The following is a 26986-nucleotide window of genomic DNA, read 5'->3' as shown; positions in this document are numbered from 1 at the left end:
GGGTTTTGGGCCTTAAACCCTTGACCCGCCCACGAAAGAAGCGGACATTCCGAATAAAGAATTGAGCCGGGCGGTGAACATGATATGGTCTCCGCCCCGGTATCTGTCAGGAGTGGGACATGAAGATCAGTATCGAACGCGGCGCGCTTCTGAAGGCCGTGGCACAGGCGCAATCTGTTGTAGAACGCCGGAATACTATTCCAATCCTAGCAAATGTTTTGATCGAGGCTGAGGGCAACAGCGTTTCCTTCCGCGCCACCGATCTGGACATCGAAGTGGTGGACAAGACCGACGCGATGGTCGAACGCGCTGGCGCGACGACCGTGTCGGCTGTGACCCTGCATGAAATTGTGCGCAAGCTGCCCGACGGGGCACTTGTCCAGCTGACCGATGACGGCGCCACCGGGCGTCTGAGCGTCGAAGCTGGCCGCTCGAGTTTCTCGCTGGCGACCCTGCCTAAGGAAGATTTCCCGGTCATGGCATCGTCGGAGTATTCGGCGAATTTCTCGGCCCCCGCGCCGGTTCTGCGTCGCCTGTTTGACAAGTCAAAATTTGCGATCTCGACGGAAGAGACCCGCTATTACCTGAACGGTGTCTATCTGCACGTCTCAGACGCCGAAGGCGGCAAAGTGCTGCGTGCCGTGGCCACGGACGGTCACCGTTTGGCACGCATCGACGCTGATTTGCCCCCCGGAGCAGAAGAAATGCCCGGCGTGATTGTTCCCCGCAAAACCGTGGGCGAGCTGCGCAAGCTTCTGGACGATGACGATGCGACGATTGCAGTGTCGGTATCGGAAACCAAGGTGCGCTTTGCAACGCCGGTCATCACGCTGACGTCGAAAGTGATCGACGGCACGTTCCCCGATTACACCCGCGTGATCCCCTCGGGCAACACACGTAAGCTGGAAGTGGACGCGACTGCGTTTGCTCAGGCCGTGGACCGTGTGGCCACCGTGTCCAGCGAGCGTTCGCGCGCTGTGAAGCTGCAGCTGGACGAAGATCGTCTGGTTTTGTCGGTGAACGCACCCGATGCGGGCGCTGCGGAAGAAGAACTGGCAGTCGCTTACAATGACGAGCGGTTGGAAATCGGCTTCAACGCCAAGTACCTGCTGGAGATCGCCAGCCAGGTAGATCGCGAAAACGCCGTCTTCATGTTCAATTCCTCGGGCGATCCGACCCTGATGCGTGAAGGCAATGATACCAGCGCCGTTTACGTCGTCATGCCGATGCGCGTGTGACCTGTCGGTCCTTGAAGCGTTGAAAAGGAGGGCGTGATGACACTCGCCCTTCGCGAGCTGACACTCAGCCATTTTCGAAGTCACAAAGTGGCCCGCCTGTCCTTGGATGGGCGGCCTGTTGCCATTCACGGGCGCAACGGGGCGGGTAAAACCAACATTTTGGAAGCTGTGTCCATGTTGTCCCCCGGACGGGGGCTGCGGCGGGCCGCGTTAGACGAGATGATCCGAAAGCCCGAGGCAGTGGGGTGGAAAGTCTCGGCCGTGTTGCAAAGCCTGCACCAGATGCACGAGGTTGAAACTTGGTGCGAGGCCGGGGCGTCGCGTCAGGTAAAGATCGACGGCAAGGCCGCCGCACAGGTGGCGCTGGGTCGGATCGCGCGGATTGTCTGGCTTGTCCCCGTGATGGACCGGCTGTGGGTCGAAGGCGCAGAAGGCCGTCGCCGGTTTCTGGATCGCATGACGATGAGTTTTGAGCCCGGCCATGCGGATGCAGTGCTGACCTATGAGAAGGCCATGCGTGAACGCAATCGGCTGCTGAAAGACGGGCAGCGCGACGCACATTGGTATGATGCGCTCGAGGCGCAAATGGCGCAGGCTGGGGCACGGATCATCGCAAACCGCGCCTATTGTCTGGATCAGCTGCAAGAGGCGCAAGCCTTGGCCGAAACCGCCTTTCCCGTGGCGGATCTGTCACTGGTGCAGGTGGATGATAGTGATCTGTCAGAAAGCGAGGGCGATTTGGCGGTCGCATTTGCCGATAGCCGGTCGCGGGATTTGCCGGCTGGGCGGTCTTTGGTCGGGCCGCATCGGACAGACTTGGCGGCGGTCTATGCGGCGAAAGGCGTGGCGGCGCGGGATTGCTCAACGGGTGAGCAGAAAGCGCTTCTGGTCTCCTTGATCCTTGCCAATGGCCGTGCACTGGCGCGGGATTTCGGGGCGCCCCCCATCCTGCTTTTGGACGAGGTGGCCGCGCATCTGGATGCAGGGCGACGTGCCGCGCTTTATGACGAGATTTGCGCCTTGGGCGCGCAGGCGTTCATGACAGGTACGGGCCCAGAACTGTTTGAGGAACTCGGCGACCGCGCCGCGCATTTCGAAGTGACCGAGACCGACGGCGTGTCGGAAGTAAAAGAGGTGAAGCCATGAAAACCAATCGCGTGACCCTGATCACATTGGGCGTCAAAGATCTGGAGCGCGCCGTGGCGTTCTATGGCGCCATCGGCTGGGAGCCATCCAATGTCATGGACAAGGTGGCCTTCTATGACATGAATGGCATGAAATTTGGTTTCTACACGTTGGAAGGGCTGGCCGAAGACATGAAACGCCCGGTCGAGGCGCTAGGCACAGGTGCGATGACGCTGGGCCAGAACTTCCCGACCGAGGCCGAGGTCGATGCAGCATATGACGCGGCCATTGCGGCTGGTGGCACGGTTGTCACGCGGCCTGACAAGATCTTCTGGGGCGGTTACTCCGGCTATTTCGCGGATCCGGACGGACATGTCTGGGAATACGCAATGAATCCCTTTTGGGAGCTGGACGAGGACGGCCACCTGACATGACCATCTCGCCTGCCGAACTGGGTTTCTACATCTTCGGCCTGTTCATCTTGTTCCTGACCCCGGGACCCGTCTGGGTGGCGCTGGTCGCGCGTGTGCTGGCGGGTGGTTTCACGCAAGCGTGGCCACTGACGCTAGGTGTTGCAGTGGGCGACATCTTCTGGTCGGTTCTGGCTGCTTTGGGAATGGGGTGGCTGGCGTCCAGTGTGGAAGGTGGAATGCTGGTGCTTCGCATTGTGGCGGCCTTGTTCTTTCTTTGGCTGGGCATCACGATCATCCGATCCGCGGGACACAAGGTGACGGGCGACAGCCGTTTGACACGACCCGGTATGTTGGCGGGCTTTGTTGCGGGGCTAATCGTGATCCTGTCGAACCCAAAAGCAATCCTGTTTTACATGGGTGTTTTGCCCGGTTTCTTCGATCTGTCGCTTTTGACAGCTGGCGATATCGTGGCCATCGCTTTGGCGTCCTTCATCGTGCCGTTGGTGGGAAACTTGATGCTGGCATATTTTGTCGATCGCGCAAGGTCGCTTCTGTCGTCAGAACAAGCACTTACACGGATGAACTACGCGGCAGGGGGGCTGTTGATTCTGGTCGGATTGGTGATCCCCTTCGTTTAGGAGAAACATCGCCAGAAAACCGCTAAATATGGTGGCTTCGGCGTGACAATCCCCTCGGAAAACACTATATTTTCCAGAACGAATAACAGGAAGGCCCTCATGGCTGATGACGCGCAGAACGGCACCGACTACGGCGCCGAATCCATCAAAGTTCTCAAAGGCTTGGAAGCGGTGCGCAAGCGCCCCGGCATGTATATCGGTGACACCGATGACGGGTCGGGCCTGCACCACATGGTTTACGAGGTCGTCGACAACGGTATCGACGAGGCTTTGGCAGGTCACGCTGACGCTGTGACCGTCAAGATTCATGCCGACAACTCGGTTTCTGTATATGACAACGGGCGCGGGATTCCCGTGGATATTCACAAGGAAGAAGGCGTGTCCGCAGCCGAGGTCATCATGACCCAGTTGCACGCCGGCGGTAAGTTCGACTCGAATTCGTACAAAGTGTCGGGCGGTCTGCACGGTGTGGGCGTTTCGGTTGTGAACGCGCTGTCCGATTGGCTTGAGTTGCGGGTTTGGCGCGATGGTAAAGAGCATGTCGCCCGGTTCGAGCGCGGCGAGACCGCGAAACATCTGGAAGTCGTCGGCGACTGCGGTGATCGCACCGGGACCGAGGTGCGGTTCTTGGCCTCGACCGACACGTTCTCGAACCTCGATTATCAGTTCAAGACACTGGAGAACCGTCTGCGCGAGTTGTCCTTCCTGAACTCGGGTGTGCGGATCATCATCGAAGATGAACGCCCCGCCGAGAAGCTGCATTCGGAATTGCACTACGACGGCGGCGTGAAAGAGTTCGTGAAATATCTCGACCGCTCGAAAACGTCTTTGATGGAAGAGCCGATCTTTGTCACCGGCGAAAAAGACGGCATCGGAGTCGAGGTCGCGATGTGGTGGAACGATGGCTACCACGAAAACGTGCTGCCCTTCACCAACAACATCCCGCAGCGCGATGGCGGTACCCACCTTGCGGGCTTCCGCGGCGCGCTGACACGGACACTGAACCTCTATGCCAACTCCTCGGGCTTGGCGAAGAAAGAGAAGGTGAACTTCACGGGCGACGATGCGCGCGAAGGACTGACTTGCGTGTTGTCCGTGAAAGTGCCGGATCCGAAGTTCAGCTCGCAGACCAAAGACAAGCTGGTGTCGTCCGAAGTGCGCCCGGCGGTCGAAGGTCTGATGAACGAAAAGCTGCAAGAGTGGTTTGACGAGAATCCACAGATTGCACGGATGATTGTTGGCAAGATCGTCGAGGCCGCCTTGGCCCGCGAAGCTGCCCGTAAAGCGCGTGAAATGACGCGTAAGAAATCCTCGCTTGATGTGGCGTCGCTGCCCGGAAAGCTGGCTGATTGTCAGGAAAAAGACCCGGCGAAACGTGAACTGTTCCTGGTCGAGGGTGACTCGGCTGGTGGGTCGGCCAAGCAGGGTCGCTCGCGTCACGATCAGGCGGTTCTGCCCCTGCGCGGGAAGATCCTGAACGTGGAACGTGCGCGGTTCGATCGGATGCTGTCCAGTCAGGAAATCGGCACGCTGATCACAGCGCTGGGTACCGGGATTGGTCGCGACGAGTTCAATATCGAAAAGCTGCGCTATCACAAGGTCATCATCATGACCGATGCTGATGTGGATGGCGCACATATTCGGACACTGCTTTTGACCTTCTTCTTCCGTCAGATGCCGGAACTGATCGAGGGCGGGTATCTTTATATTGCGCAACCACCGCTTTATAAAGTGGCGCGCGGCAAATCCGAGGTCTATGTGAAAGATCAGGCAGGTCTTGAGGATTACCTGATTAATCAGGGGATCGACGGGACTGTGCTGCGTTTGGCAAATGGCGAAGAAATCGCCGGTCCCGATCTGACCCGCGTGGTTGATGGTGCCCGGAATTTCAAACGCATTCTGGATGCATTCCCGACCCATTACCCGCGTAACATTCTGGAACAAGCCGCTCTTGCAGGTGCCTTTGATCCAGGCCGTGCGGATGCGGATCTGCAGCGCGTAGCGGACGATGTAGCGGCGCGTCTGGACAAGGTTGCAGTAGAATACGAACAAGGCTGGCAGGGTCGGATCACACAGGATCACGGCATCCGTCTGGCCCGCGTTCTGCGCGGGGTCGAGGAAATCCGTACGCTGGACGGCGCTGTTCTGCGCTCGGGCGAAGCACGGCGTTTGTCGGAAGTGTCACAAGATACCCGCGACATCTATCGCGAGCATTCGCACCTGTCGCGGAAGGATCGCGAGATCCTAATTCAGGGGCCGATTGACCTGTTGAGCTCTATTCTGGCTGAGGGCGAGAAAGGGCTGACGCTGCAGCGTTACAAGGGTCTGGGCGAAATGAACCCTGATCAGCTGTGGGAAACCACGCTGGATCACGAAGCCCGTACCCTGCTGCAGGTAAAGGTGGATGATTTGGCCGAAGCTGACGATATCTTCACCAAGCTGATGGGCGACGTGGTCGAGCCGCGCCGCGAGTTCATCCAGCAGAACGCCTTGTCGGTGGAAAACCTGGACTTCTGATCGTTTCAGGATGCAGTTTGATGATTGGGCGGCGCTCGTGGTTTCACGTGCGCCGCCCAGCTTTTTAAACGCGGAAGATATGCGCAAGTCAGGCGTTTATGCCGCTCGAAAACGTTCGCGCCAAAGCTTGATGCGTTGATCGTCCCGGCTTTCATATTCGTTGATTGCCGCAAGTAGATCGCGATGAACTTTCGCTTCCCTGTCCAGTCCAAGATCTAGCATTCGCATGGTGAACCAAGCGGTCATTCCGCCGGGGGGCAAAGCGTCAAATCGGGGGAAGCTGGGATCGTCGCCACCTGCTTGCCACGTTGTTGGTAAGTCCGGATCAAGAACGAATCCACGGGCCACCCCGACGGCATCTACATCGCCGGACGCAATGGCCTGTTCTGCTTCCTGACGATGCTTGAAACCACCTGTGGCCATAAGCGGGAAAGTCGACACCGCACGGGCCGCGCGTGCGAATTCGAGGAAATATGGTCCCTTGGTCGTTCGTTCCGAGCTTGAAGGTGCGCCGGGGAAATAGGTGCCACCGCTGATGTCCAGCAAATCGACACCCTTGCCTTCAAGTGCCGCAATAACCTGAAGAGCGTCATCTTCGGACAGTCCGCCATCCAGTTGATCGGTCGCGTTCAGTTTGGTTGCCACAGTAAAGTCGCTGGGAACAGCCGCGCGAACGGTCTCGACCGTTTCGATCAGAAGCCGCATCCTTTGCTGGACCGAGCCACCGTAGGTATCTGTTCGACGATTGAATAGCGGAGACAGAAACTGGCTGAGAAGGAAGCCGTGGGCCGCGTGAATTTGCACGCCGCTGTATCCTAATTCCGATGCCCGCCGAGCAGTTCTGGCGAAACTTTCGGGTACGGTTTGGATCTCGGCCAAAGACATTTCTTCTGCGCGGAAGTCAGGGAATGTCATGGCGCTGGGACCCTTGGGCTGGCTGATCGGAAGATGCGACAAGGCACCTGCATGGCCCAGTTGCAGCCACAGATCAGCCCCGTTGACCGAGCCGCGTCGCGCGAGATCCTGGAACGCTGCGCTATCTGCATTGTTGTCCAATACCAGATTGCCTGGCTTCTCTGGATAAAGTGGATCGCCCTGTACCTCGCCGATGATCGACGCCGCAAGCCCGCCTTCGGCCCAACGTTCATAAAGGCGCATCTGCGCGGGCGTCGGATTGCCCCGACCATCCCCAAGCGAATCCGACATGGCTGATTTGATGATCCGGTTTTTCAGAACGCGCCCGTTCGGCAGCGTAAGCGGTGAGAATAGAGAGGAGTTGGCAATGGTCGACACGGAGGGACTCCTTGGGTTGGGCGTGCTTTTGATATAAACTGGATAGAAGATGTGGAAAATGGTGAGATTAGGATCATGAATTGATCCACACGGGATCAAGTGATGCAAAAATCAGATCTGGAAATCCTGTTGGCTGTAGTCGACCATGGCAGCTTTTCAGCAGCCGCACGCGTGTTGGGATACACACCGTCAGCGGTGGGAAAACGTGTACATCTTCTTGAGCAACGCTTGCGGGTGCCCCTGCTTATCCGGTCGACGCGACGCATGTCCCTGACCGAGGCAGGGCAGCGCTATGTCGAGGAGGCTCGGGACATTCTGGCGCGCATGACGGCGTTGGAAGAAGACATTGCCGAAGATGAAAGCCAGCTGAGGGGCGTTATCAGGATGACCTGCTCGGCTGCTCTGGGACGATTGCGGGTGGTTCCATTGGTGAACGACTTCATGTCTCAGCATCCTGAGCTGGAGATAGAACTTCTTATATCGGACAAGCTTGTCGATCTGGTAGGCGAGGGGTTCGACATCGCGATCCGAAGTGGGAACTTGACGGACTCTTCCCTTATATCGCGGAAGATCACGGCGTATCGGCGGGTGTTATGCGCATCACCCAAGTATATTGAGGTGTATGGCGTCCCGCTGGATCCAACTGAGCTTGGACACCACAGGTGCCTGCGTCTGAATCTGGAAAGACAAGTTTCAGACTGGGGCCTGACCAAAGGGGATAACAGTCACGCCCGTCTTGGCACCGGTATGATGTGCAACAGCCTAGAAGCGATCCATTCAGCATGCGTTGCCGGGCTTGGAATCGCCTGGCTGCCCGAGTTCCTTGTCGATCGCGATCTGAATGAAGGTGGCCTGGTTCCGGTGCTTTCGGAATACTCCGATCCTAGCGCTGGCGGAGGTGTCTTTATATTGCGCCCGGAAACAAGCTTTTTGCCGCACAGGGTGCGCTTGCTGGTCGAGCATCTGGCCGCAGGTTTGAGGATGAATTAGCTGTGGTTGTAGAGTTGATTGAGTTCTCAGGGTCAGAAGGGCGCATGTAACAATCTGTATATAAACGATTTATACAGATTGTGGATTGCCTCATGCGCCCATTGCATACCCTATACGATATCGGCATTTGCGCCCACCTGCCCCCGGCTCTAGCGTTTTGATCACAACCACAGGGGAGTAAATCCATGACTAAGATAGTCCGTAGCCTTGCGGCGGCCGCCGCAGTGGCGACGTTGGCATCGGCAGCTTATGCCGAAACCACCGTGCGCGTTGCTTATGACGCTGACCCGGTTTCGATGGACCCGCATGAACAACTTTCAGGCGGCACACTACAGCTTTCACATATGGTCTTTGACCCGCTGGTGCGCTGGACCAAGGATCTTCAGTTCGAAGCCCGTCTGGCCGAAAGCTGGGAACAGATCGACGCCACCACCATGCGCTTCAAACTGAAGAATGGTGTCAAATTCCACTCGGGTAACATGCTGACCGCAAAAGACGTGGACTGGACCTTTGACCGTTTGAAGGCCAGCGACGACTTTAAAGGCATCTTCTCGCTGTTTACCGATGTTGAAGTCGTCGACGACATGACTTTCGACCTGAAAACATCAGAGCCGTACCCGCTGGTGCTGCACACCGCGACCTACATCTTCCCGATGGACAGCGCGTTCTATACCGGCACGACCGATGACGGCAAAGACAAGTCGGAAATCGTGAAGCACGGTGACAGCTTTGCCTCGCGCAACATTTCGGGTACTGGCCCGTTCGTTGTGTCCGAGCGTGAGCAGGGCGTGAAAGTGGTCTTTGATCGTTTCGACGGTTACTGGGATACTGAAACCGCTGGCAACGTCGACAAGATCATCCTGACCCCGATTAAAGAAGACCCGACCCGTGTGGCCGCCCTTCTGTCGGGTGACGTTGACTTCATCGCTCCGGTTCCGCCGACTGATCTGAAGCGTGTGGGTGACGCTGATGGGATCGACCTGATCACCATGGCTGGCACACGCATCATCACCTTCCAGATGAACCAGAACCGTGTCGAGGCGTTCAAGGACCCGAAAGTGCGTCTGGCCATCGACTATGCTGTGAACAACGCTGGTATCGTGGACCGCATCATGCGTGGCTTCGGCACCGTGGGTGCTCAGGCATCGCCGGCTGGCTATCTGGGTCATGACCCGGCAATCATGCCGCGTTTCGATCTGGAAAAAGCGAAGGCACTGATGGCTGAAGCTGGTTACGCTGATGGTTTCTCGATCACGATGATGGCTCCGAACAACCGCTATGTAAACGACGACAAGATCGCACAAGCTGTTGCCTCGATGCTGTCGCAGATCAACATCAAGGTTGACCTGCAGACCATGCCGAAAGCCCAGTACTGGCCCAAGTTCGACGAGCGCGCTGCTGACATGATGATGATCGGCTGGCACGCAGATACCGAAGATTCGGCGAACTTCCACCAGTTCCTGTCGGCTTGTCCGGATGAAGCTACCGGCAACGGTCAGTACAACTCGGGTGCTTACTGTAACTCGATGGCGGATGACCTGATGAACGCTTCGAACAGCGAAACCGACCCGGCAGCACGTGCTGCTCAGCTGCAGAAGCTGGAAGGTATCCTGTACGATGAAGCGGCCTTCATTCCGCTGCACTGGCAGAACCTGGCTTGGGGATCGAAGTCGAACATGAACTCGGCTGACATCGTCAACGCACTGAACTTCCCTTACTTCGGCGATCTGGTCGTCAAGTAAGAGGTAATCTCCGGGCTGGCCTTGTGCTGGCCCGGATCTCACCCTGATTGCGCGCATTGTCCGCTTGGCTCTTGCGAAGCTACCTGTCTCCTGACATCACACGGTGCGCAACAGATACACGTCTACAAAGGTCAAAACGATGTTTGCCTATCTCGTGAAGCGAGTATTTCAGGCGATTGCAGTGATGTTTGTCATCTCGGTGATCGGCTTTGCCATCCAGGGCAATCTGGGCGATCCGCTACGCGAGCTGGTCGGGCAATCGGTATCAGAAGAAACGCGTCAGCAATTGCGCGACGAGTTGGGGCTGAATGACAGCTTCATGACCCAATATCTTCGGTTCGCAGGTAATGCGCTTCAGGGGGATCTGGGCACGTCGTACTTCTTCAAAGAGCCCGCGCTGGACGTGATCTTGAAAAAACTGCCCGCCACGCTTGAGCTGGTGATGGGCGCAACAATTATCATCATAGGCCTGTCGGTCCCGCTGGGTGTGTATACGGCGATCAAGCCAGACACGATCCTAAGCCGGTTGATCATGGGCCTATCGATTATCGGGATTTCGATCCCGGTGTTCCTGACCGCGATCATGATGATCTTCGTCTTCTCGGTTCACTATGGCTGGTTCCCGTCTTTCGGGCGTGGCGATGTTGTGCATGTGTTCGGCTATTGGGAAACCAACTTCGCTACCGTCGATGGGTGGATGCACATCATCCTGCCATCGTTTGCGCTGGCGTCGATTATGCTGCCCTTGTTTGTGCGCCTGATCCGCTCGGAAATGATGGAAGTGCTCCAATCCGAGTACGTGAAATTCGCCCGTGCCAAGGGCATCAGCCCGCGCCGCATTTATTTCCTGCACGCGCTGAAGAACACGCTTCTTCCGGTCATCACCGTGGGCGGTGTGCAGATCGGCACGATGGTGGCCTATACGATCCTGACCGAGACTGTTTTCCAGTGGCCCGGCATGGGTTTCATGTTCCTCGAAGCCGTGAACCGTGTCGATACGCCCTTGATCGTGGCCTATCTGATCGTCGTAGGTTTCATCTTCGTGGTGACGAACACCATCGTTGACCTGATCTATGGCCTTGTGAACCCAACCGTGAATATTGCGAGGATGGGCGCATGAGCAGCAACACCATGACCCCCGGCACCGAACCGTCGCACTTCGCGAAGATCTGGAACTCGAATATCGGGTATAGTTTCCGCAAGAACCCCGTTGCGATTGTCAGTATGGCGATCTTCCTGATTATCGCGATATCCTCGTTGCTGTCGCCTCTGCTTGCTCCCTTTGATCCTTATGATCCCGCGTCGATCGACATCATGAACTCGGAGTATCCGCCGTTCTGGGTGGATGGATCCCTGCCTGACTTCTCGCTTGGGACCGACGATCAGGGCCGCGACCTGTGGTCGACAATCCTTTACGGAACTCGTTTGTCGTTGTTGATCGGTGTTTGCGCGGTGGCGCTGCAAGCCTTTCTTGGCATCTCGATCGGTCTGATCGCGGGTTATGTCGGCGGACGTCTGGACAGCCTTCTAATGCGTCTGGCAGATATTCAGCTCAGCTTCTCGACCCTGATGGTTGCGATCATCTTCCTTGCTGTGACCCAAGCGATGTTTGGGTCCGAGACCTTCAACCAATATGCCGTGTTCTTCCTGATCGCTGTGATCGGCGTGGCCGAGTGGCCGCAATATGCGCGGACCGTGCGGGCGACCGTGCTGGCTGAGAAGAAGAAAGAGTACGTCGACAGTGCTCGCGTGCTGGGCTTTGGGCCGGGTCGCATCATGGTGCGGCATATCCTGCCGAACTCGCTGTCACCGATCTTTGTTATCTCGACTGTGCAGGTGGCAAACGCAATCATCTCGGAAGCGTCGCTAAGCTTCTTGGGTCTGGGCATGCCACCCAGCCAACCGTCGCTTGGTTCGCTGATCTCGTCCGGGTTCGATTACATCTTCTCGGGCAGCTGGTGGATTACCGTCATTCCGGGCGTGGTGCTGGTCGTGCTGGTCCTTGTTATCAACCTGTTGGGCGACTGGATGCGCGATGTCCTGAACCCGAAACTTTACAAGGGGTGACGCGATGAGCCTTCTTTCCGTCCGTGACCTGACCGTAAAATTCGCGATGCGCGAACAGACGGTCACCGCTTTGAACGGCATTTCCTTTGATCTGGCGAAAGGCGAACGCCTTGGGATCGTTGGGGAAAGCGGGGCAGGCAAGTCGATCACCGGCTTTGCCCTGATGAACCTGCTCAGCCGTCCCGGCTTTATCGACCACGGTCAAATCATGTTCGAGGGCGAAGACGTCGTCACCATGAATGATCGGCAGCTTCGCGGCATCCGGGGTAACCGTATGGCGATGATCTTTCAGGATCCGATGGTGACGCTGAACCCGGTTTTGACCATCGGCCAGCAGATGATCGAGACCCTGATGGCGCACCGCAAGCTGTCACGCGAAGAGGCACGCCAGATCGCGATCGTCAAACTGCGCGAGGTGTATATTCCCTCGCCCGAGGAACGGTTGGAGCAATACCCGCACGAGCTTTCGGGTGGGATGCGGCAACGAATTATCATTGCGATTGCCCTGCTTTTGGATCCGCAGATGATCATCGCGGACGAACCGACCACTGCGCTGGATGTGACCATTCAAGCAGACATCATGGAGCTGTTGCTGGAGCTCTGCCAGTCCAATCAAGTTGGTTTGATCCTGATCACCCACGACCTTGGTGTGGTCAGCCAGATGACCGAGCGCACATTGGTTATGTATGCAGGGCGGATCATTGAATCCGGCCGCACGCGCGAGATCATCAACGATCCGCAGCACCCCTATACGCAAGGGCTGATCAACGCCCTGCCACAACAGACACTGCCGGGCCAACGGCTCAAGCAGATCCCGGGAAACATGCCGCCACTCACGAACATACCCCCGGGATGCCCTTTCAATCCGCGGTGCGAGTATGCGACGGACGTGTGCCGTTCGCGTATCCCCGAGATCTCGCATTTCGGCGAGGTCGAGGTCGCCTGCCACGAGGTTCAGCGCCTGCAATCCAATGACGCCCGGCGAGAGGTCAAAGCATGAAGGATATGGCAAGCCAGACCCCCCTTCTGGAAATCAAAGGTCTTGAGAAACGGTTCGATTTGGACCAGGGCTTTCTTGAGACGGTGAGGTTCAAAGGCGGTCGGATTACCCGCGAAACGCGCTCGGTCCATGCGGTGAACAACGTGTCTTTGGACGTCAATCGCGGCGAAGCACTGTGCGTGGTCGGCGAAAGCGGATGCGGCAAGTCCACTGTGGCCCGACTGGTAGCGGGGCTTCTGACCCCCAGCGCCGGCGAGATCCACTACGAAGGACAGCGCATTGATGATCTGTCGCGCCATGACATGTTGCCCCTGCGCAAGAAGATCCAGATGATCTTCCAGAACCCCTATGCGTCGTTGAACCCGCGCATGACGATCCTGCAGGCCTTGGAAGAACCGGTGCGCCATCACAACCCGAAGTACTCGGCTGCCGAGGTGCGCGACAAGGTGACCGAGGTCATGATGTCCGTCGGCGTCGATCCCACCTGGATCAAACGCTATCCGCACGAATTCTCGGGTGGGCAACGTCAGCGGATCGCCATCGCGCGTGCCCTGACCGTCGATCCCGAGTTCATCATCGCGGATGAACCGATCAGTGCGCTGGACGTCTCCATTCAGGCGCAGGTCTTGAATTTGATGCTGGAAGCCAAGGAAAACCGGGGCCTGACCTATCTGTTCATCACCCATGATCTAAGCGTGGTCGAGCATTTCGGAACGCGGGTTGCGGTTCTGTATCTTGGAACCGTCTGCGAGGTTGCCGAAACGGCAACTCTATTTTCGAATCCAAAACACCCCTATACTAAAGCCTTGCTGTCCGCAGTGCCGCAGTTGAAGGATGATCGTCCGAACCATATCCGCCTGAAAGGCGAGATCCCGACGCCGATCAATTTGCCGCAAGGTTGCCCCTTCGAAAGCCGCTGTGCTTTTGCGAATGGCAGATGCAATAGTGAAAAGCCGCGCGCCATTCACCAGCCAGACGGCAGCACGGTTGCCTGTCACGCCCTTGAAGAAGGCAGGTTGGATGCGGATGCGACCGGCCTTTAAGGCGGATTGGTCCTTTGGACATTCTTTGGTTGAAAGACTTCGAAGCGTTGGTCGCGTGCCGAAATTTCTCGCGCGCTGCGGAAGAGCGGAATGTCAGTCAGCCGGCGTTCTCGCGCCGGATCCGCGCGCTTGAGAACGACATCGGTGTGCGGCTTATCAACCGCGAGACACTTCCACTGACATTGACGCCTGCGGGTGATGTGTTCCTGTCGCAGGCACGTATCATGTTGCGGACCTATGAAGAAACGATCGAACGTTGCCAAACCATTGATGCAGCTAAGGAAAACGTGATCCGTTTTGCTGCGTCTCAGTCGCTTTACATGACGCACTACAAGCAGCTGATTGCGCCCTTGGTGATGGAAGGCGGGATGGAGACTGATCTGAACTCGACCTCTTGGGCGGCAGATCAATTCGTCAGCGCGCTGCAACAGAGGTATTGCGATGCGTTCCTGACCTATTGGCATCCGTCGATGGATTACCTTGGCCCGCTTGAGGTTGCCAGTTTCGAGCATATGACGCTTGCCCATGATCAATTTGTTCCGGTGTCGCGGTGCAAATCTGGCGGGGAGGCGGAATTCACGTTTAGTGAAACGGCGAAAGACGCGATGCCGCTACTGTCCTACGGAGCTGTTTCGGCGCTGCGATCGGTGCAGGAATTCGTGGTGGAACAGATTGTCAGCCCACGAAAAGTCTTTGTCGTGAACCAAAACGCGCTGGCGAACAGTGTAAAAGCGATGATCCTTGAAGGGTTCGGGATGGGATGGCTGCCGCTTAGCCTGTGCCAACCCGAAATAGATGAGGGTGTCTTGACCATCGTGGACAATCGTCTGGTCACAGATCTTGAGATCCGCATCTACCGTGATCCTAAGAACAGCAAAGCGACCCTGAACGATCTTTGGAGCCAGCTTTCCGATTTTGGGCACGAAGTATTGCCCGTCGCGTTGAAAGCTGCGCAACGGGGCGTTCGGCCCAGTTAAGGCTTCTTCAACCTCTCTGTTTAGAAAGCTCGACACCCATCACGCAAGGTGCCCAGATTGTGGCCGCCTGTCAGCGTGTAAACTTGTCAGGAGCTTGCAATGTCCAACCCCTTCGAAAACCGTTCGCCGTCCCTGCGTGGACCGGCCACCGACATCGAACCCGTTCTGCCGTCCGACCTGAGCGATCTACCTAATGTTGCTGTGTCTTTGTATGTGGAAACAGGTGGCACGGTGTCGTTTGAAAGTGCGGCAGGGATGGCACGTACAGTAGTGGTCGCCAACAACGCCATTCTACCGGTCGGTGTTCGCAAAGTCATGTCGACGGGCACAACAGCGTCGGGCATTCATGCGTTCGTGCTGATCTGATGCTGTCATTAGGATTTGAACTTCCGGCGGTAGCTCTGCGGACTGCAGGGTCATCGTCATCACCTGCGCCGTTCTCGCCGTTGCAACTTGCACCCTCGGCGATGTTCGATCCGGCGAATACAGCACAGTTATATCAGGACGATGCGGGAACGACTGCCGTGACTGCAGATAACCAACCGGTCGGGCTTTGGCAGGATGAGACACTGAATGGGCTGGATCTGAGCCAAGCGGTCAGTGCCGCACGTCCCAGCTATCGGACCGATGGTACCTATCACTGGATCGAGACGGATGGCGTGGACGATGGTTTGGTTTCCTTGCCGTCATTACGGGTCGGAAACCCGATGACCATGGTGCTTGGCTATCAGTTGCTCACAACAGTTGGTGCTGCTCGTGTGAACTTCGCTGAAATCAGTAAAAACAGCGCGAATGGCATGTCGATGGGATCCCATGCGAGCTATGACCGCCTGCAGTACTACAGTCGATTGGTGCAAGAAGGGGTGAACGCCAGCAATCTGGTTGCCAACAGCATCTGGGGTGGCCACCAGATCCGCGTTGCTACGCTGCAAACCTACGCGGGTGGAGCGACGATGCGCCTGGACGGTGTAAAGGTTATGACGCGCTCGCAAAACTTGATGAGCGAGTTCGTCGATGCCCAGCCGTTGCGGGTAGGTTTGGCCGAGGTTTCAGGCAGCATTCCCGGGGCGTTTCGTCTCTATGGGCTTCAGGTGTGGGATAGCACCCGACCTCAGCCTAGCCTCACGCAGATCGAGATGCTTGAACAATGGATGGCAGACAAAATCGGAGTAACGCTATGACGCTTCGCATAACTATTGCATGTCCCGAGGCCATGATGGCCGATGCCAACCAGTTTGCACTTTGTGTTGGAAGCAGTGCGGCGGATGTTCAGACATTCAAGCGTGCTGGGTGGGAGAACCAAACCGGCGCGCGTTTCGCTTTGGCATCTTTGCTGGCCGGTGATGATTTCCCTGTTGCCGCGTCGAGCGTCCTGCAAACACCTGCGCATGCGCCAATGGCGGATATAGATGCGGCGGCTCGGGCACAAAGCAAGCTGGCGATCTGGTCTCCGCTCATGTCGGATACGCCACCCGTGCTGAATCAGGATACGCTTCTGGCCATTGTCGGGGTGGAACCGGGTTCTGCAATCCCGCTTCTACATCTTGCGCCGATCCCAATTGAAGAATGAAGAGATCCCGCCCGAAAGGGCGGGTTTCTACCGGGAACAGATAGCTTTGATGGCTTGTTTCTTAGACTTTGTAATAGTCCCGATACCACGCGACGAAGCTGTTTACTCCATCTCGGAAATCTGTGGCTGGGCGATATCCAGTTAGGCGTTGAAGCAGGGTCGCGTCCGCCCATGTGGCCGGCACGTCACCCTTCTGCATCTCCATGTAGTTCCGCACGGCTTTCTTGCCCAACGCGTCCTCGATCGCTTCCACGAAATCCAGAAGACGCACTTTGTCGGAATTTCCGACATTCACCACGCGATAGGGCGCGGCGGGGGACAGGCTGTCGCCTTCTTCGATGTCATCCTTGCTGTCGGGGCGCACGGGCGGTTCGTCAATCAACAAACGGATACCGCGGACCAGATCCTCGACATAGGTGAAGTCGCGGAACATGTCGCCATTGTTGTAGATGTCGATGGGCGTGCCCTCGATGATCCCTTTGGTGAATTTGAACAGCGCCATATCAGGCCGTCCCCACGGGCCGTACACGGTAAAGAACCGAAACATCGTGGACGGAATGTTCCACAGATGGGCATAGCTGTGCGCCATGCTTTCATTCGCTTTCTTAGTGGCCGCATAAATGGTCAGCTGATTGTCGGCCTTTTCCATTTCGGTGAACGGCATTTCGTCATTGGCGCCGTAGACCGAACTGGTCGAGGCCATCAGAAGATGCTCAACCTCGTGACGCCGGGCGGCCTCCATCACGTTGAAGGTGCCGACAACATTCGAGTCGATATAGGCGCGGGGGTTCTCAAGGCTGTAACGCACGCCAGCTTGTGCCGCCAAATGCACGATGATGTCAGGCGCGAAATCGTCTGCCATCTGGTCAAACAGCTCCAGATTTTCCAGCATTCCTTCGGTGGCCGAAAAGCTTTCATTTTGCAAAAGCATCTGGTGGCGGCGCTGCTTCAAGGTGACGTCGTAATAATCCGTCATCCCGTCGAAGCCATGCACGCGAAAGCCTTCTTCCAGCAGAAGTTTTGACAGGTGATAGCCGATAAACCCGGCCGAGCCCGTCACAAGAACCTTACGTTTACGCATTGAAAATGACCTTTTCTGAAATCGTCTGGCTTAACCCTAGACGCCACAATCGGCTGCGCCAAGCAGGTTGGTGATACGCCGAGGCCAATGTGCAATCCCAGCGAAGATGTCAATCTGCTCTGGTTTCAACGTGCGCGAGGTGATAATCGCTGCCAGACAGGAACACTAAGATAAGGGTGGGAACCGCATGCCTGCTTACAGATCCAGAACTTCTACTCATGGCCGCAACATGGCTGGTGCCCGCGGCCTTTGGCGCGCGACCGGCATGACTGACAGCGATTTCGGCAAGCCGATCATCGCCATCGTGAACAGCTTCACGCAGTTCGTTCCGGGTCACGTGCACCTGAAGGATCTGGGCCAGATGGTCGCCCGCGAGGTCGAGGCCGCAGGCGGTGTCGCCAAGGAATTCAACACCATCGCCGTCGATGACGGCATCGCGATGGGCCATGACGGGATGCTCTATTCGCTGCCGTCGCGCGAAGTGATCGCGGATTCGGTCGAGTATATGGTCAACGCGCACTGTGCGGACGCCATGGTCTGTATCTCGAATTGCGACAAGATCACCCCGGGTATGTTAATGGCCGCCATGCGCCTGAACATTCCGGTGATCTTCGTTTCCGGTGGTCCGATGGAAGCGGGCAAGATCGACATTGCCGATCTGGACATGACCAAGATCGACCTTGTGGACGCGATGGTTGCCGCTGCGGACGACAAATTCACCGATGAGCAAGTTCAGCACATCGAAGAAAACGCCTGCCCGACCTGCGGGTCGTGCTCGGGCATGTTCACCGCGAACTCGATGAACTGTCTGGCCGAGGCGCTGGGCTTGGCACTGCCGGGCAACGGCTCGACGCTGGCAACCCACGCCGACCGTAAGGGCCTGTTCCTGGAAGCGGGCCGCAAGATCGTCGAGATCACAAAGCGCCACTATCAGGACGAAGAAGCTGGCCTGCTGCCGCGCGAGATCGCGACCTTCAAAGCGTTCGAGAACGCCATGTCGCTGGATATCGCCATGGGCGGATCCACCAACACGGTTCTGCACCTTCTGGCCATCGCCAACGAAGGCGAAGTTGATTTCAACATGACCCACATGGATCAACTCAGCCGCAAAGTGCCGTGCCTGTGTAAGGTCGCGCCGAACATCCACAACGTGCACATGGAAGACGTGCACCGTGCGGGTGGCATCTTCTCGATCCTCGGTGAGTTGTCGCGTGCTGGGCTTTTGCACAACGATTGTTCCACGGTTCACTCGTCGACCATGGGTGAAGCGATTGCCAAGTGGGACATCAAGGTTGCCAACAATCCCGAAGCGGAAAGCCTGTTCAAGGCGGCCCCCGGTGGCGTGCGCACCACGCAGGCGTTCTCGACCGAGAACCGGTACAAGGAACTGGATACCGACCGCGAAGGCGGCGTAATCCGTTCGAAAGAACACGCGTTCAGTCAAGACGGCGGTCTGGCGGTTTTGTTCGGCAACATCGCTGAAGATGGCTGCATCGTGAAAACCGCGGGTGTGGATGCGTCGAACCTGACCTTCACCGGCACGGCCCATGTCTGCGAAAGCCAAGATGCCGCCGTGAACAACATCCTGACCGGCAAGGTCAAGGAAGGCGACGTGGTTGTCATCCGCTATGAGGGTCCGCGTGGCGGGCCGGGGATGCAGGAAATGCTCTACCCGACCAGCTATCTGAAATCGAAAGGGTTGGGGAAATCCTGTGCGCTTCTGACGGACGGTCGTTTCTCGGGCGGGACCTCGGGCCTGTCGATCGGTCATGCTTCGCCGGAAGCGGCTGAAGGTGGTGCCATTGGCCTTGTGCAGGACGGCGACAAGATCGAGATCGACATCCCGAACCGCTCTATCAACCTTGCCATCTCGGACGAGGAAATGGCCACACGCCGCAAGGCGCAGGATGAAAAAGGCTGGAAGCCTGCCGAGCCGCGCAAGCGCAAGGTATCGAAGGCACTGAAAGCCTATGCGATGCTGGCCTCGTCGGCAGCCAAAGGCGCCGTGCGCGTCATCGACTAAACACCATCGGGCGCGTAGGTAGGAATACCTTCGCGCCCGTTTTCCCTTTCCCGACCGCCCTGCTTGCCCGTAGGCTAAGGTGGCGAACGGAAAGGATCCCCCATGCCCATAAAAGCGATTGCATTCGACGCCTATGGCACCCTGCTGGATGTCTATTCGGTCGGCGCATTGGCGGAAGAGTTCTTCCCCGGAAAGGGTGCGGACATTGCCGTCACATGGCGCGACAAGCAGATCGAATACACCCGCCTGCGGACGATGTGTGATCGCTATACCGATTTCTGGCAGGTGACCGGGGACGGGTTGGATTATGCTTGCGCATTGCATGGGGTCGCCCCAACGGCCCAGCAACGTGCCGCGCTGATGGGCGCCTATGAGAAGCTGACCGCGTTCGACGAAAACCACGCTCAGCTGACCCGTTTGAAAGCTGCTGGTGTGCCGATGGCGATCCTATCCAACGGGACGCGTGCGATGATCGACAGCGCGCTTGAGGCCGCCGGTTTGGACGGGCTGTTGGACCATGTTTTGTCGGTCGATACCGTCGGCAAGTTCAAAACCGCACCCGAGGCCTATCAGATGGGCCCGGATGCCTTCGGCTGTGACGCGTCGGACATCCTGTTCGTGTCGTCCAATTGCTGGGACATCTGCGGGGCCACATGGTTTGGCTATCACACGATCTGGCTGAACCGTTACGGCCTGCCGATGGAACGGCTGGGGGTCGAGCCAATGGCGCGCGGCAAAAGCCTGAAGGACGTGGCGGATTACGCGCTGGCGTCATTCTCGGGATAGCGCGCCGCACGTTTTGGCCCCTGATCGGTGATCATGTCATACGACAGCGTATGGTCCATGTTCCGCATTCGGTGGCGCAGCATTTGCCGTGTCAGGCGCGCCAGATCAGGAGCGAATTCTGGCTTGTCCGCCACGTCCTCTAGCTCTCCCTGACCACCGTGATCAAACAGAAGCGGCGGCAGGTCTGCGGCGAACTCGATCAGGGTAAACCGTTGGTCGCGCAGGATGCCGACGCAGGAATTGCTGGCATCCGTGCCCAGCTCTTTTTGCCACAGGGTCGGTGTGATCGGGTCGCCAAAGTCCAATTCCGAGAAGGAATACTCACGCCAATCCTCGGGCGTTTCCCCGGACATGAGCGGCAGCAAAGACCGCCCATCCATCGCATTCGGAACCTCCTGTCCAACCCATGACAGGATCGTCGGAGTCAGGTCGATGCTTTCTGTCGGAACGTCCACCACATGCCCCGCAGTGCAGCCCGGCGCGTGGATGATCAGCGGCGTGTGATAGGCCGCGTCATAGACCGAATGTTTGCCCCATGCGTGGTGGTCGCCCAGCATCTCGCCATGGTCGGCGGTCACGATCAGAAGCGTGTCCTCCCACTGGCCGCTGTCTTTCAAGAAGGTGACGACGCGGCCGATATGATGGTCCACCTCGGTCGCCAGTCCCAGATAGACGGCGCGCAGGGCTTGCAGGGTTTCGTCGCTGTCGTCGGCCTTGGCTCCAATGACGAAATTCGCAGCCTTTTCTTTGGCCAGCGCAGGCCCGAAGAAGGGATGCACTGCGGTCTCGTCCTTGCGCGTGCCGACACGCGTGGGTGCGGGCAGGGTGGTCGGATCGTACATGTCGTTATAGGGCGCGGGGGCAACAAGCGGCGGGTGCGGCCGGATGTACGTCAGATGTGCGAACCAGCTTTGATCGGCATAGGCAGGCATCCGGTCAAGGAACTGATTGGTCAGGAAGGCGGTGTCGCTGTCCTCGGCCTTATAGACAGCCGGGGCGTTCAGCGCAGAGCCATCGCCGCCGGGAATGTAAAGCTGCCAGTAATTGTCCCAGTGATGCCCCTTACCCATCAGGTAGGATCGCCACGGATAGGACATCTCAAGCCGCATCTCGACCTGCTCGACAAAGCCGGACATGGCTGCTTCATAGGTCTGCACTGCCGGGTCATTTGGCGCGAACACGCGCGGATCCTGCGAGGTGTCGGTATAGCCAAACAGCATCGGTAGATACCCCGCCTTGCGCATCTCGCTGGCGATGGTGGGCGTGTCGTGACGAAGCGGCGTGCCATTGCGCACGGACCGGTGGTTCATCGCATACTGCCCCGTCAGGATCGAGGCACGCGACGGCCCGCACGGGTTCACGACCGAGAAGTGACGTTTAAACGTGACGCTGTCGTCCATCAGGGCCCGCAGGTTGGGCAGGTCCACGTGATCGGCCAGAGCACCATGCAGGCAGTCCGCCCGCAATTGGTCGATGATGATAAACAGCACGTTCTTCTTGGCGGTCATCGCGGAACTCCTACCCCGTTTCACAATTGATAGGGCATGGAATTTCTTTGGGTCCAGCGGAAGTTTCTCTGGATCCGTCGAAATCGGCAAACTGGAATGTGCAGCCACAGAAAAAGCCGCAGCGCACGGGGCGGCTGCGGCTTTGGCCCGAAGGGCGTGTTTGGATCAGGCTTCGGCGCGCGACAGAACGCTGGCCGGGCGTACCTTGACCAAGGCGGCGGTCAGCATGCCAGCAAGGGCCGCTTTGATCGCGTCGCCGGGGATGAAGGCCGTGACCAGACCGGTGGCTTCCAACAGCGACTTGTCCAGCATGAAGGCCAGACCCGGAATGCCAAAGGCATAGAGCACGATGATGCCGCCCACGACGGACGCCACGCCGGCGCTCAGCCAGACGGGGCCGGCACGCCATTTTTCAGTGATCAGGCCGGTGACGAAGGCTGCGATCGGGAAGCCGATCAGGAAGCCGACGGTCGGGCTCGCAAAGACGCCAAGGCCTCCGCGTCCGCCAGCCAGAAGCGGCAGGCCGATGGCGACCAGCAGCAGGAACAAGAGCACAGCCAGCGCGCCGCGTTTGGCGCCCAAGATGGTGCCGCACAGCATGATGCCGAGGCTTTGGGCGGTGATCGGAACGCCGAAGAACAGATCAATCTTGGGGATCAGGCCCAAGGCCGCGATCAGCGCCGCAAACAGGGCGATAAGGGTTACGTTCTTTTCCATGATTTCTCACTCCTTCATAGCGTCGAAACCACCGCGCGCACGCAGCGCATCGGCAATATGGTCTGCGTCGTCCAACGCAAGAACCGTGAATGGTAGGATAACACGCCAGCCGGGACGGCGGGCAGACCGGGCGCGCCACGCCTCGGTCAGGTGGGTGCCTTTGGCCAGTAGGACAGGCGTAAAGCGAATGACCAGCGCGATGGCGGTCTCAAGATATTCGGTGCGTAGCCCCAGCGCGCGCAGGGGTGTGGCCAGCCAGCGTACGACGGCGATCATGTCAGACAGGCGCGTGGTCATGGTGACCAGATTGGCCAGCCCGACTGCGGTCAGCATGCGCAGGATGATCACCAACCCGTCCACGGGACTGCGGATGATAAGGTGATAGATCCCGACCAGCAGCACGAAGGGCCAGAGCACTTTCAGTGACCGCAGGCCTGCGCGCAGGAAGCTTTGGCCGGGCAGGGCATAAAGCGTCAGCGTGGTTGCGAAAGCGGCCAGATGGAACCACAGGCTTTGCATCTGGAACAGCACGATCGTCACGACGCACAGCCCCGCCAGCTTCAGCCCAGCAGGCCAGCCGTGGGCGCGGGTCTCAATCGGAGAGGTCAGAGATATCATCGCTCTCTCCTTGCTGTGTCATCTGGGCGGTAAATGCGGGCAGCACGTCGGTGGGCAGGCCCTGTTGCGCCAGCTTCCCGGCCTCGATCCAGAGCACGTGGTCATAGGCGGTCAGTTCGTGCGGGTCATGGGTGACATGGACCAGCGTGCCTTCATATTGATCCAGATAGCGGCCCAGTTGCATCCGCGTGGGGATGTCCAACCCCGCGAAGGGTTCGTCCAGCACCAGAATGCGCGGGGCCATTGCAAGAACCGCCATCAGGCAGACCAGTTGTTTCTGCCCCTGAGACAGCCCGTGCACGTGGCTATCCGCCCAATGGGATTTGCCAAACCGATCAAGTTGTGCGCGGGCAGCTCCCTCGGGATCGTCCAGACCAAGCTGCCGCAGGCCAAAGGCCAGTTCCTCGACCACAGTGGGAAAGATGATCTGGTGATCGGGGTTCTGAAACAGGATGCCCACCAAGGACAACGCGGCGCGGCGATCTTTTGCGGGATCGACTCCGTCGATCCGCACGGTGCCTGCGCTGGGCTCCACCAGTCCGGACAGAAGCCGTGCAAAGCTGGTCTTGCCAGACCCATTGCGCCCGATGATGCCGATGCGTTTGGCGGTCAGGTCTACCGACAGGTCCGACAGAATCCGACGCTCGGCCACCGTAAGGGCAGCGGTGCTGAATTCGATCCGCGCGGGTTTCATCTGACTGTCCATGTGCCCTTTCCAAGGCCCGAAGTTTGCAGGTGTTTGACGGGCCTTTTAGCGGGACGCAATAGAGAATACCGCAAGAAAATGCAGAAAACGTAGTTCTACCACGTCACATTTTGGGCTTCGAATTTGATCACATCAGGTGCAGATCGCAGTTGTCAGCGTGTTCCATTGGCGCTGGGTCAGCTCTCCGCGTTCCGCCACCATCCAGTAGGAATTCTCGGACGGAAGAGCGTCTTCGGACAGGCGGATCAGCTCTCTAGATGCCAAAGCGCGTTCGACCAATGGGACCGAGGCCAGCAACACACCCGCACCTGCGCGTGCGGCAGAGAGGGCAGCGGTGAAGGTATCAAAACGCAGAAGCGGAATCGGGGTGGGGGCGTCGCCGGTCTGCGCCGCCCATTCATGCCAGCCCATGCGGGGCCCGGACAGTCCGATCCGTGGCAGGTCCTGCCAGCGCTCCGGCTCCAGCCCTCGCATCAAAGCGGGCGCGGCGACGGGGGCCAGCACTTCGTCAAACAGGCGGGCGCGGTGGGGGATGTTCCAATCGCCGCTGCCATAGCGCAATCGCACCCCGCGCAGCTGCGGATTGTCTTCGGACGCCAGCATCAGCGTCTTGAACGATAATTGTACGTCTTCTCCCAGTGACAGCCCCGCCAATCGCGGCGCAATCCAGTGTTCAAGGACCGAGGCGCTGCTCCAGATCGTCAGGCGCTTGCGTTGTATGCCGAAGAGCTCTTCCGAGCTTTGGCGCAATGTCCCCAGCGCGTGGGTGACATAGGGCAGCCAAGCCTCGCCCTCGACCGACAGGACAACGCCGCGCGGCTTTCGGATGAACAGCGCGACGCCCAGCCGGGTTTCCAGATGCCCGATCCGTTGGCTGATCGCGGCCTGCGTTAGTCCGGTTTCCTGCGCGGCGGCGGTAAAGCTGCCCAGCCGTCCGGCGACCTCGAACGCGTGGATCCAATCGAGGGGCAGGTTTGAGAGGGGGTTATCCATAAGAAAATCGAGGTCTCAGATGCAATTTCGCTTGGTTGTCCTTATCACGGATTGCGTGGACAATCACCACAGGATCAACGCGTCACAGGAGACACGCGCATGTTTACCACCCAGCTTGACCCGGCGGGCCAGGTTCTGACCCTGACCACCCCAAACGGCCCCCTTCGTTTTCACGCTATGTGGCTGCGTGACAATTCCTGGGATCCCGAAACCCGCGCGGCTGGCAATGGCCAGCGTCTGCTGTCTTTGGGCGAACTGCCCGCCGACACGCATATGACCGAGGCGGCGGCAAGCGGCGACCAGATCACCATCCGCTTCGCGCCGGAAGGCAAGACCGTCACCTATGATGGGGGCTGGTTGATCGACAACGCTTATGACCGTCCGACTGCAACAGAGCGTGGTTGGCTGGGCGACGGGATCTCGACATGGGATTCAGGGCTGATGGGCAATGTGCCGATTGGCGACTTCGCGCAGCTGTCCTCGGACCCGGATGCGCTGGGCGCCTGGCTGGAACAGGTCACACGTTACGGCTTCGGTAAGGTCGTGAACGGCCCGATTGAGGACGGCGCACTGTTTAAGGTGGTCGATCTGTTCGGCTATGTGCGCGAAACCAACTATGGCCGCCATTTCGAGGTGCGGACCGAGGTGAACCCGACCAACCTTGCCTTCACGGGGCTTGGGCTTCAGGCGCATACAGACAACCCATACCGCGACCCGGTGCCCTCGGTGCAGGTGCTCTATTGTTTGGAAAGCTCAGCCGCTGGGGGCGAGAACATGGTCGTGGACGGCTTCGCCGCCGCCCGCCGTTTACGTGAAGAAGACCCGGCGGCGTTCGACGTTTTGGCCAATCACTGCGCCCGGTTCGAATATGCGGGTGAAGAGGGCGTTTGCCTGCAATCCCGCCGCCCGATGATCGAATTGGCCCCGGATGGCGAGATCATCGGCTTGCGCTTCAACAACCGTTCGCTGGCCGCCGTGACCGACGTGCCCTTCGACCAGATGCAGGCCTATTACGCCGCCTATCGTCGTCTGGGCGAGATCATTGACGACCCCGCGATGGAGGTCACCTTCCGCCTTGAGCCCGGCGAAGGCTTCGTCGTCGACAACACCCGCGTTTTGCATGCGCGTAAAGGCTATTCCGGCGAAGGCACGCGCTGGCTTCAGGGATGTTACTCGGACAAAGACGGGCTGCGCTCGACCTTTGCTGCCCTGTCGCGGTCGCGTCGTCAGGAGGCTGCGGAATGAAGCCGAATATCGAAACCCTCACCGCGGAAAACATCGTCGACTTCATTGGCGGGATCTTCGACCGCCGTGGCGGTGAGGAGTATCTGGGCGAAGACGTCACGATGGCCGAACATATGCTGCAAGGAGCCACCATCGCCGAGCAGAACGGCCAAAGCGAGGAAATCATTGTCGGTGCCCTTCTGCACGACATCGGCCACTTCACGTCCGAGTTCGGCACCTATCACCCCGATGACACCGAAGACCGCCATCACGAAGATGCCGGTGCCGAGGTGCTGGAGCAGTTCTTCCCGAGCGTCATCACCGATTGCGTGCGGTTTCACGTGGCGGCGAAACGCTATCTTTGCGCGACCAAGCCGTCCTATTTCGATCGCCTTAGCGCGGCATCGGTGCACACGTTGGAGCTGCAGGGCGGGCCGATGAACGATGACGAGGTCGCCGATTTCGAGAAGAACCCCAACCTGAAAGAGATCATCGCGGTGCGCTATCTGGACGAAGCTGGCAAGCGCGCCGGAATGGAAACGCCGGACTATTGGCACTTCGCCCCCATGGTTCAGCGTATGGTAGATCTCCATCATCCAAAAACGTGATAAAACGCGGATGGTTCAGAATGGGCCATCCGCATTTATTCGCCGAGCAAAAATCGCAACCTTGCGGCGAATGTGTAATTTTGTTTTGTAGTCCCCAGATATCTGGCTG

Annotated in this window: 26 protein-coding genes; 19 read left to right on the top strand and 7 right to left on the bottom strand. The window is 58.3% G+C overall.

Translation table 11 applies throughout. From position 1 onward, the window contains the following. The first annotated feature begins 119 nt into the window (after positions 1 to 119). The 5 genes from dnaN to gyrB all read left to right on the top strand — a co-directional run bounded on the left by dnaN (position 120) and on the right by gyrB (position 5931). Complete coding sequence (gene dnaN, locus ALP8811_RS13465) at positions 120 to 1238, top strand: DNA polymerase III subunit beta (RefSeq protein WP_108857778.1); 1119 nt, start codon at positions 120 to 122, stop codon at positions 1236 to 1238. A 36-nt stretch (positions 1239 to 1274) separates the two neighbouring features. Continuing rightward, positions 1275 to 2384 (top strand): DNA replication/repair protein RecF, encoded by a 1110-nt coding sequence (gene recF / locus ALP8811_RS13460; RefSeq protein ID WP_370738906.1) that lies wholly within the window; start codon positions 1275 to 1277, stop codon positions 2382 to 2384. Then, positions 2381 to 2797: a VOC family protein gene (locus ALP8811_RS13455; protein WP_108857776.1), complete on the top strand. Its 417-nt coding sequence runs from the start codon at positions 2381 to 2383 to the stop codon at positions 2795 to 2797. Before recF ends, ALP8811_RS13455 begins: the two co-directional genes overlap by 4 nt. Beyond that, entirely contained in the window at positions 2794 to 3414 is a 621-nt protein-coding gene (locus tag ALP8811_RS13450) for a LysE family translocator (RefSeq protein ID WP_108857775.1), read from the top strand. Before ALP8811_RS13455 ends, ALP8811_RS13450 begins: the two co-directional genes overlap by 4 nt. A gap of 99 nt (positions 3415 to 3513) precedes the next feature. Continuing rightward, positions 3514 to 5931, top strand: a complete 2418-nt coding sequence (gene gyrB, locus ALP8811_RS13445; RefSeq protein ID WP_108857774.1) for a DNA topoisomerase (ATP-hydrolyzing) subunit B — start codon at positions 3514 to 3516, stop codon at positions 5929 to 5931. 96 nt (positions 5932 to 6027) lie between these two features. On the opposite strand, the gene ALP8811_RS13440 is transcribed toward gyrB, so the two are convergent. After that, entirely contained in the window at positions 6028 to 7224 is a 1197-nt protein-coding gene (locus ALP8811_RS13440; RefSeq protein ID WP_108857773.1) for an NADH:flavin oxidoreductase/NADH oxidase family protein, read from the bottom strand. A gap of 102 nt (positions 7225 to 7326) precedes the next feature. Here ALP8811_RS13440 and ALP8811_RS13435 point away from each other — a divergent pair, with 102 nt between their 5' ends. From ALP8811_RS13435 to ALP8811_RS13390, 10 genes are all read left to right on the top strand, one after another. Then, a complete protein-coding gene (locus ALP8811_RS13435; protein ID WP_108857772.1) occupies positions 7327 to 8214 on the top strand; it encodes a LysR family transcriptional regulator in 888 nt (295 codons plus the stop codon). A 185-nt stretch (positions 8215 to 8399) separates the two neighbouring features. Next, positions 8400 to 9956, top strand: coding sequence for an ABC transporter substrate-binding protein (locus tag ALP8811_RS13430; RefSeq protein WP_108857771.1), 1557 nt, complete (start codon positions 8400 to 8402; stop codon positions 9954 to 9956). Positions 9957 to 10095: 139 nt separating this feature from the next. Next, positions 10096 to 11076: an ABC transporter permease gene (locus ALP8811_RS13425; RefSeq protein WP_108857770.1), complete on the top strand. Its 981-nt coding sequence runs from the start codon at positions 10096 to 10098 to the stop codon at positions 11074 to 11076. Beyond that, complete coding sequence (locus ALP8811_RS13420; protein ID WP_108857769.1) at positions 11073 to 12023, top strand: ABC transporter permease; 951 nt, start codon at positions 11073 to 11075, stop codon at positions 12021 to 12023. The genes ALP8811_RS13425 and ALP8811_RS13420 overlap by 4 nt, the downstream gene beginning before the upstream one ends. 4 nt (positions 12024 to 12027) lie before the next feature. Continuing rightward, the gene (locus tag ALP8811_RS13415; protein ID WP_108857768.1) at positions 12028 to 13023 is read left to right on the top strand and encodes an ABC transporter ATP-binding protein; all 996 of its coding nucleotides are present in this window, start codon (positions 12028 to 12030) and stop codon (positions 13021 to 13023) included. Then, positions 13020 to 14066: an ABC transporter ATP-binding protein gene (locus ALP8811_RS13410; protein ID WP_108857767.1), complete on the top strand. Its 1047-nt coding sequence runs from the start codon at positions 13020 to 13022 to the stop codon at positions 14064 to 14066. Before ALP8811_RS13415 ends, ALP8811_RS13410 begins: the two co-directional genes overlap by 4 nt. A gap of 14 nt (positions 14067 to 14080) precedes the next feature. Beyond that, a complete protein-coding gene (locus ALP8811_RS13405; protein WP_108857766.1) occupies positions 14081 to 15043 on the top strand; it encodes a LysR family transcriptional regulator in 963 nt (320 codons plus the stop codon). Between the two features lie 99 nt (positions 15044 to 15142). After that, entirely contained in the window at positions 15143 to 15409 is a 267-nt protein-coding gene (locus tag ALP8811_RS13400; RefSeq protein WP_108857765.1) for a spike base protein, RCAP_Rcc01079 family, read from the top strand. 158 nt (positions 15410 to 15567) lie between these two features. Then, entirely contained in the window at positions 15568 to 16224 is a 657-nt protein-coding gene (locus ALP8811_RS13395; protein WP_146184030.1) for a hypothetical protein, read from the top strand. Beyond that, complete coding sequence (locus ALP8811_RS13390; RefSeq protein WP_108857763.1) at positions 16221 to 16613, top strand: hypothetical protein; 393 nt, start codon at positions 16221 to 16223, stop codon at positions 16611 to 16613. Before ALP8811_RS13395 ends, ALP8811_RS13390 begins: the two co-directional genes overlap by 4 nt. A 61-nt stretch (positions 16614 to 16674) precedes the next feature. On the opposite strand, the gene ALP8811_RS13385 is transcribed toward ALP8811_RS13390, so the two are convergent. Further along, positions 16675 to 17694, bottom strand: coding sequence for an NAD-dependent epimerase/dehydratase family protein (locus ALP8811_RS13385; protein ID WP_108857762.1), 1020 nt, complete (start codon positions 17692 to 17694; stop codon positions 16675 to 16677). Between the two features lie 187 nt (positions 17695 to 17881). On the opposite strand from ALP8811_RS13385, the gene ilvD reads away from it, so the two are divergent. Both ilvD and ALP8811_RS13375 read left to right on the top strand, forming a co-directional pair. Beyond that, positions 17882 to 19717 (top strand): dihydroxy-acid dehydratase, encoded by a 1836-nt coding sequence (gene ilvD / locus ALP8811_RS13380; protein WP_108857761.1) that lies wholly within the window; start codon positions 17882 to 17884, stop codon positions 19715 to 19717. Positions 19718 to 19819: 102 nt separating this feature from the next. Beyond that, entirely contained in the window at positions 19820 to 20503 is a 684-nt protein-coding gene (locus ALP8811_RS13375) for a haloacid dehalogenase type II (RefSeq protein ID WP_108857760.1), read from the top strand. Here the strand turns inward: ALP8811_RS13375 and ALP8811_RS13370 are convergent. The 5 genes from ALP8811_RS13370 to ALP8811_RS13350 all read right to left on the bottom strand — a co-directional run bounded on the left by ALP8811_RS13370 (position 20476) and on the right by ALP8811_RS13350 (position 25045). Continuing rightward, positions 20476 to 22011 (bottom strand): alkaline phosphatase family protein, encoded by a 1536-nt coding sequence (locus ALP8811_RS13370; protein ID WP_108857759.1) that lies wholly within the window; start codon positions 22009 to 22011, stop codon positions 20476 to 20478. The two genes, ALP8811_RS13375 and ALP8811_RS13370, sit on opposite strands and share 28 nt — an antisense overlap. A 165-nt stretch (positions 22012 to 22176) precedes the next feature. Then, positions 22177 to 22728, bottom strand: coding sequence for a biotin transporter BioY (locus tag ALP8811_RS13365; RefSeq protein WP_108857758.1), 552 nt, complete (start codon positions 22726 to 22728; stop codon positions 22177 to 22179). Positions 22729 to 22734: 6 nt separating this feature from the next. Beyond that, positions 22735 to 23346 (bottom strand): energy-coupling factor transporter transmembrane component T family protein, encoded by a 612-nt coding sequence (locus tag ALP8811_RS13360; protein WP_108857757.1) that lies wholly within the window; start codon positions 23344 to 23346, stop codon positions 22735 to 22737. Next, positions 23321 to 24052, bottom strand: a complete 732-nt coding sequence (locus tag ALP8811_RS13355) for an energy-coupling factor ABC transporter ATP-binding protein (RefSeq protein ID WP_245924664.1) — start codon at positions 24050 to 24052, stop codon at positions 23321 to 23323. The genes ALP8811_RS13360 and ALP8811_RS13355 overlap by 26 nt, the downstream gene beginning before the upstream one ends. Before the next feature lie 132 nt (positions 24053 to 24184). After that, positions 24185 to 25045, bottom strand: coding sequence for a LysR family transcriptional regulator (locus ALP8811_RS13350; RefSeq protein ID WP_108857756.1), 861 nt, complete (start codon positions 25043 to 25045; stop codon positions 24185 to 24187). Positions 25046 to 25144: 99 nt separating this feature from the next. Between ALP8811_RS13350 and tmpA the strand changes: the two genes are divergently transcribed. Then, on the top strand, positions 25145 to 26290 hold the full coding sequence (gene tmpA, locus ALP8811_RS13345; RefSeq protein ID WP_108857755.1) for a 2-trimethylaminoethylphosphonate dioxygenase: 1146 nt from the start codon (positions 25145 to 25147) through the stop codon (positions 26288 to 26290). Further along, positions 26287 to 26877: a (R)-1-hydroxy-2-trimethylaminoethylphosphonate oxygenase gene (gene tmpB / locus ALP8811_RS13340; RefSeq protein ID WP_108857754.1), complete on the top strand. Its 591-nt coding sequence runs from the start codon at positions 26287 to 26289 to the stop codon at positions 26875 to 26877. Before tmpA ends, tmpB begins: the two co-directional genes overlap by 4 nt. The last annotated feature ends 109 nt before the right edge of the window (positions 26878 to 26986 follow it).

It is taken from the genome of Aliiroseovarius pelagivivens, assembly GCF_900302485.1.
GTDB lineage: Bacteria > Pseudomonadota > Alphaproteobacteria > Rhodobacterales > Rhodobacteraceae > Aliiroseovarius > Aliiroseovarius pelagivivens.
This window is presented reverse-complemented; position numbering and strand designations above follow the sequence as displayed.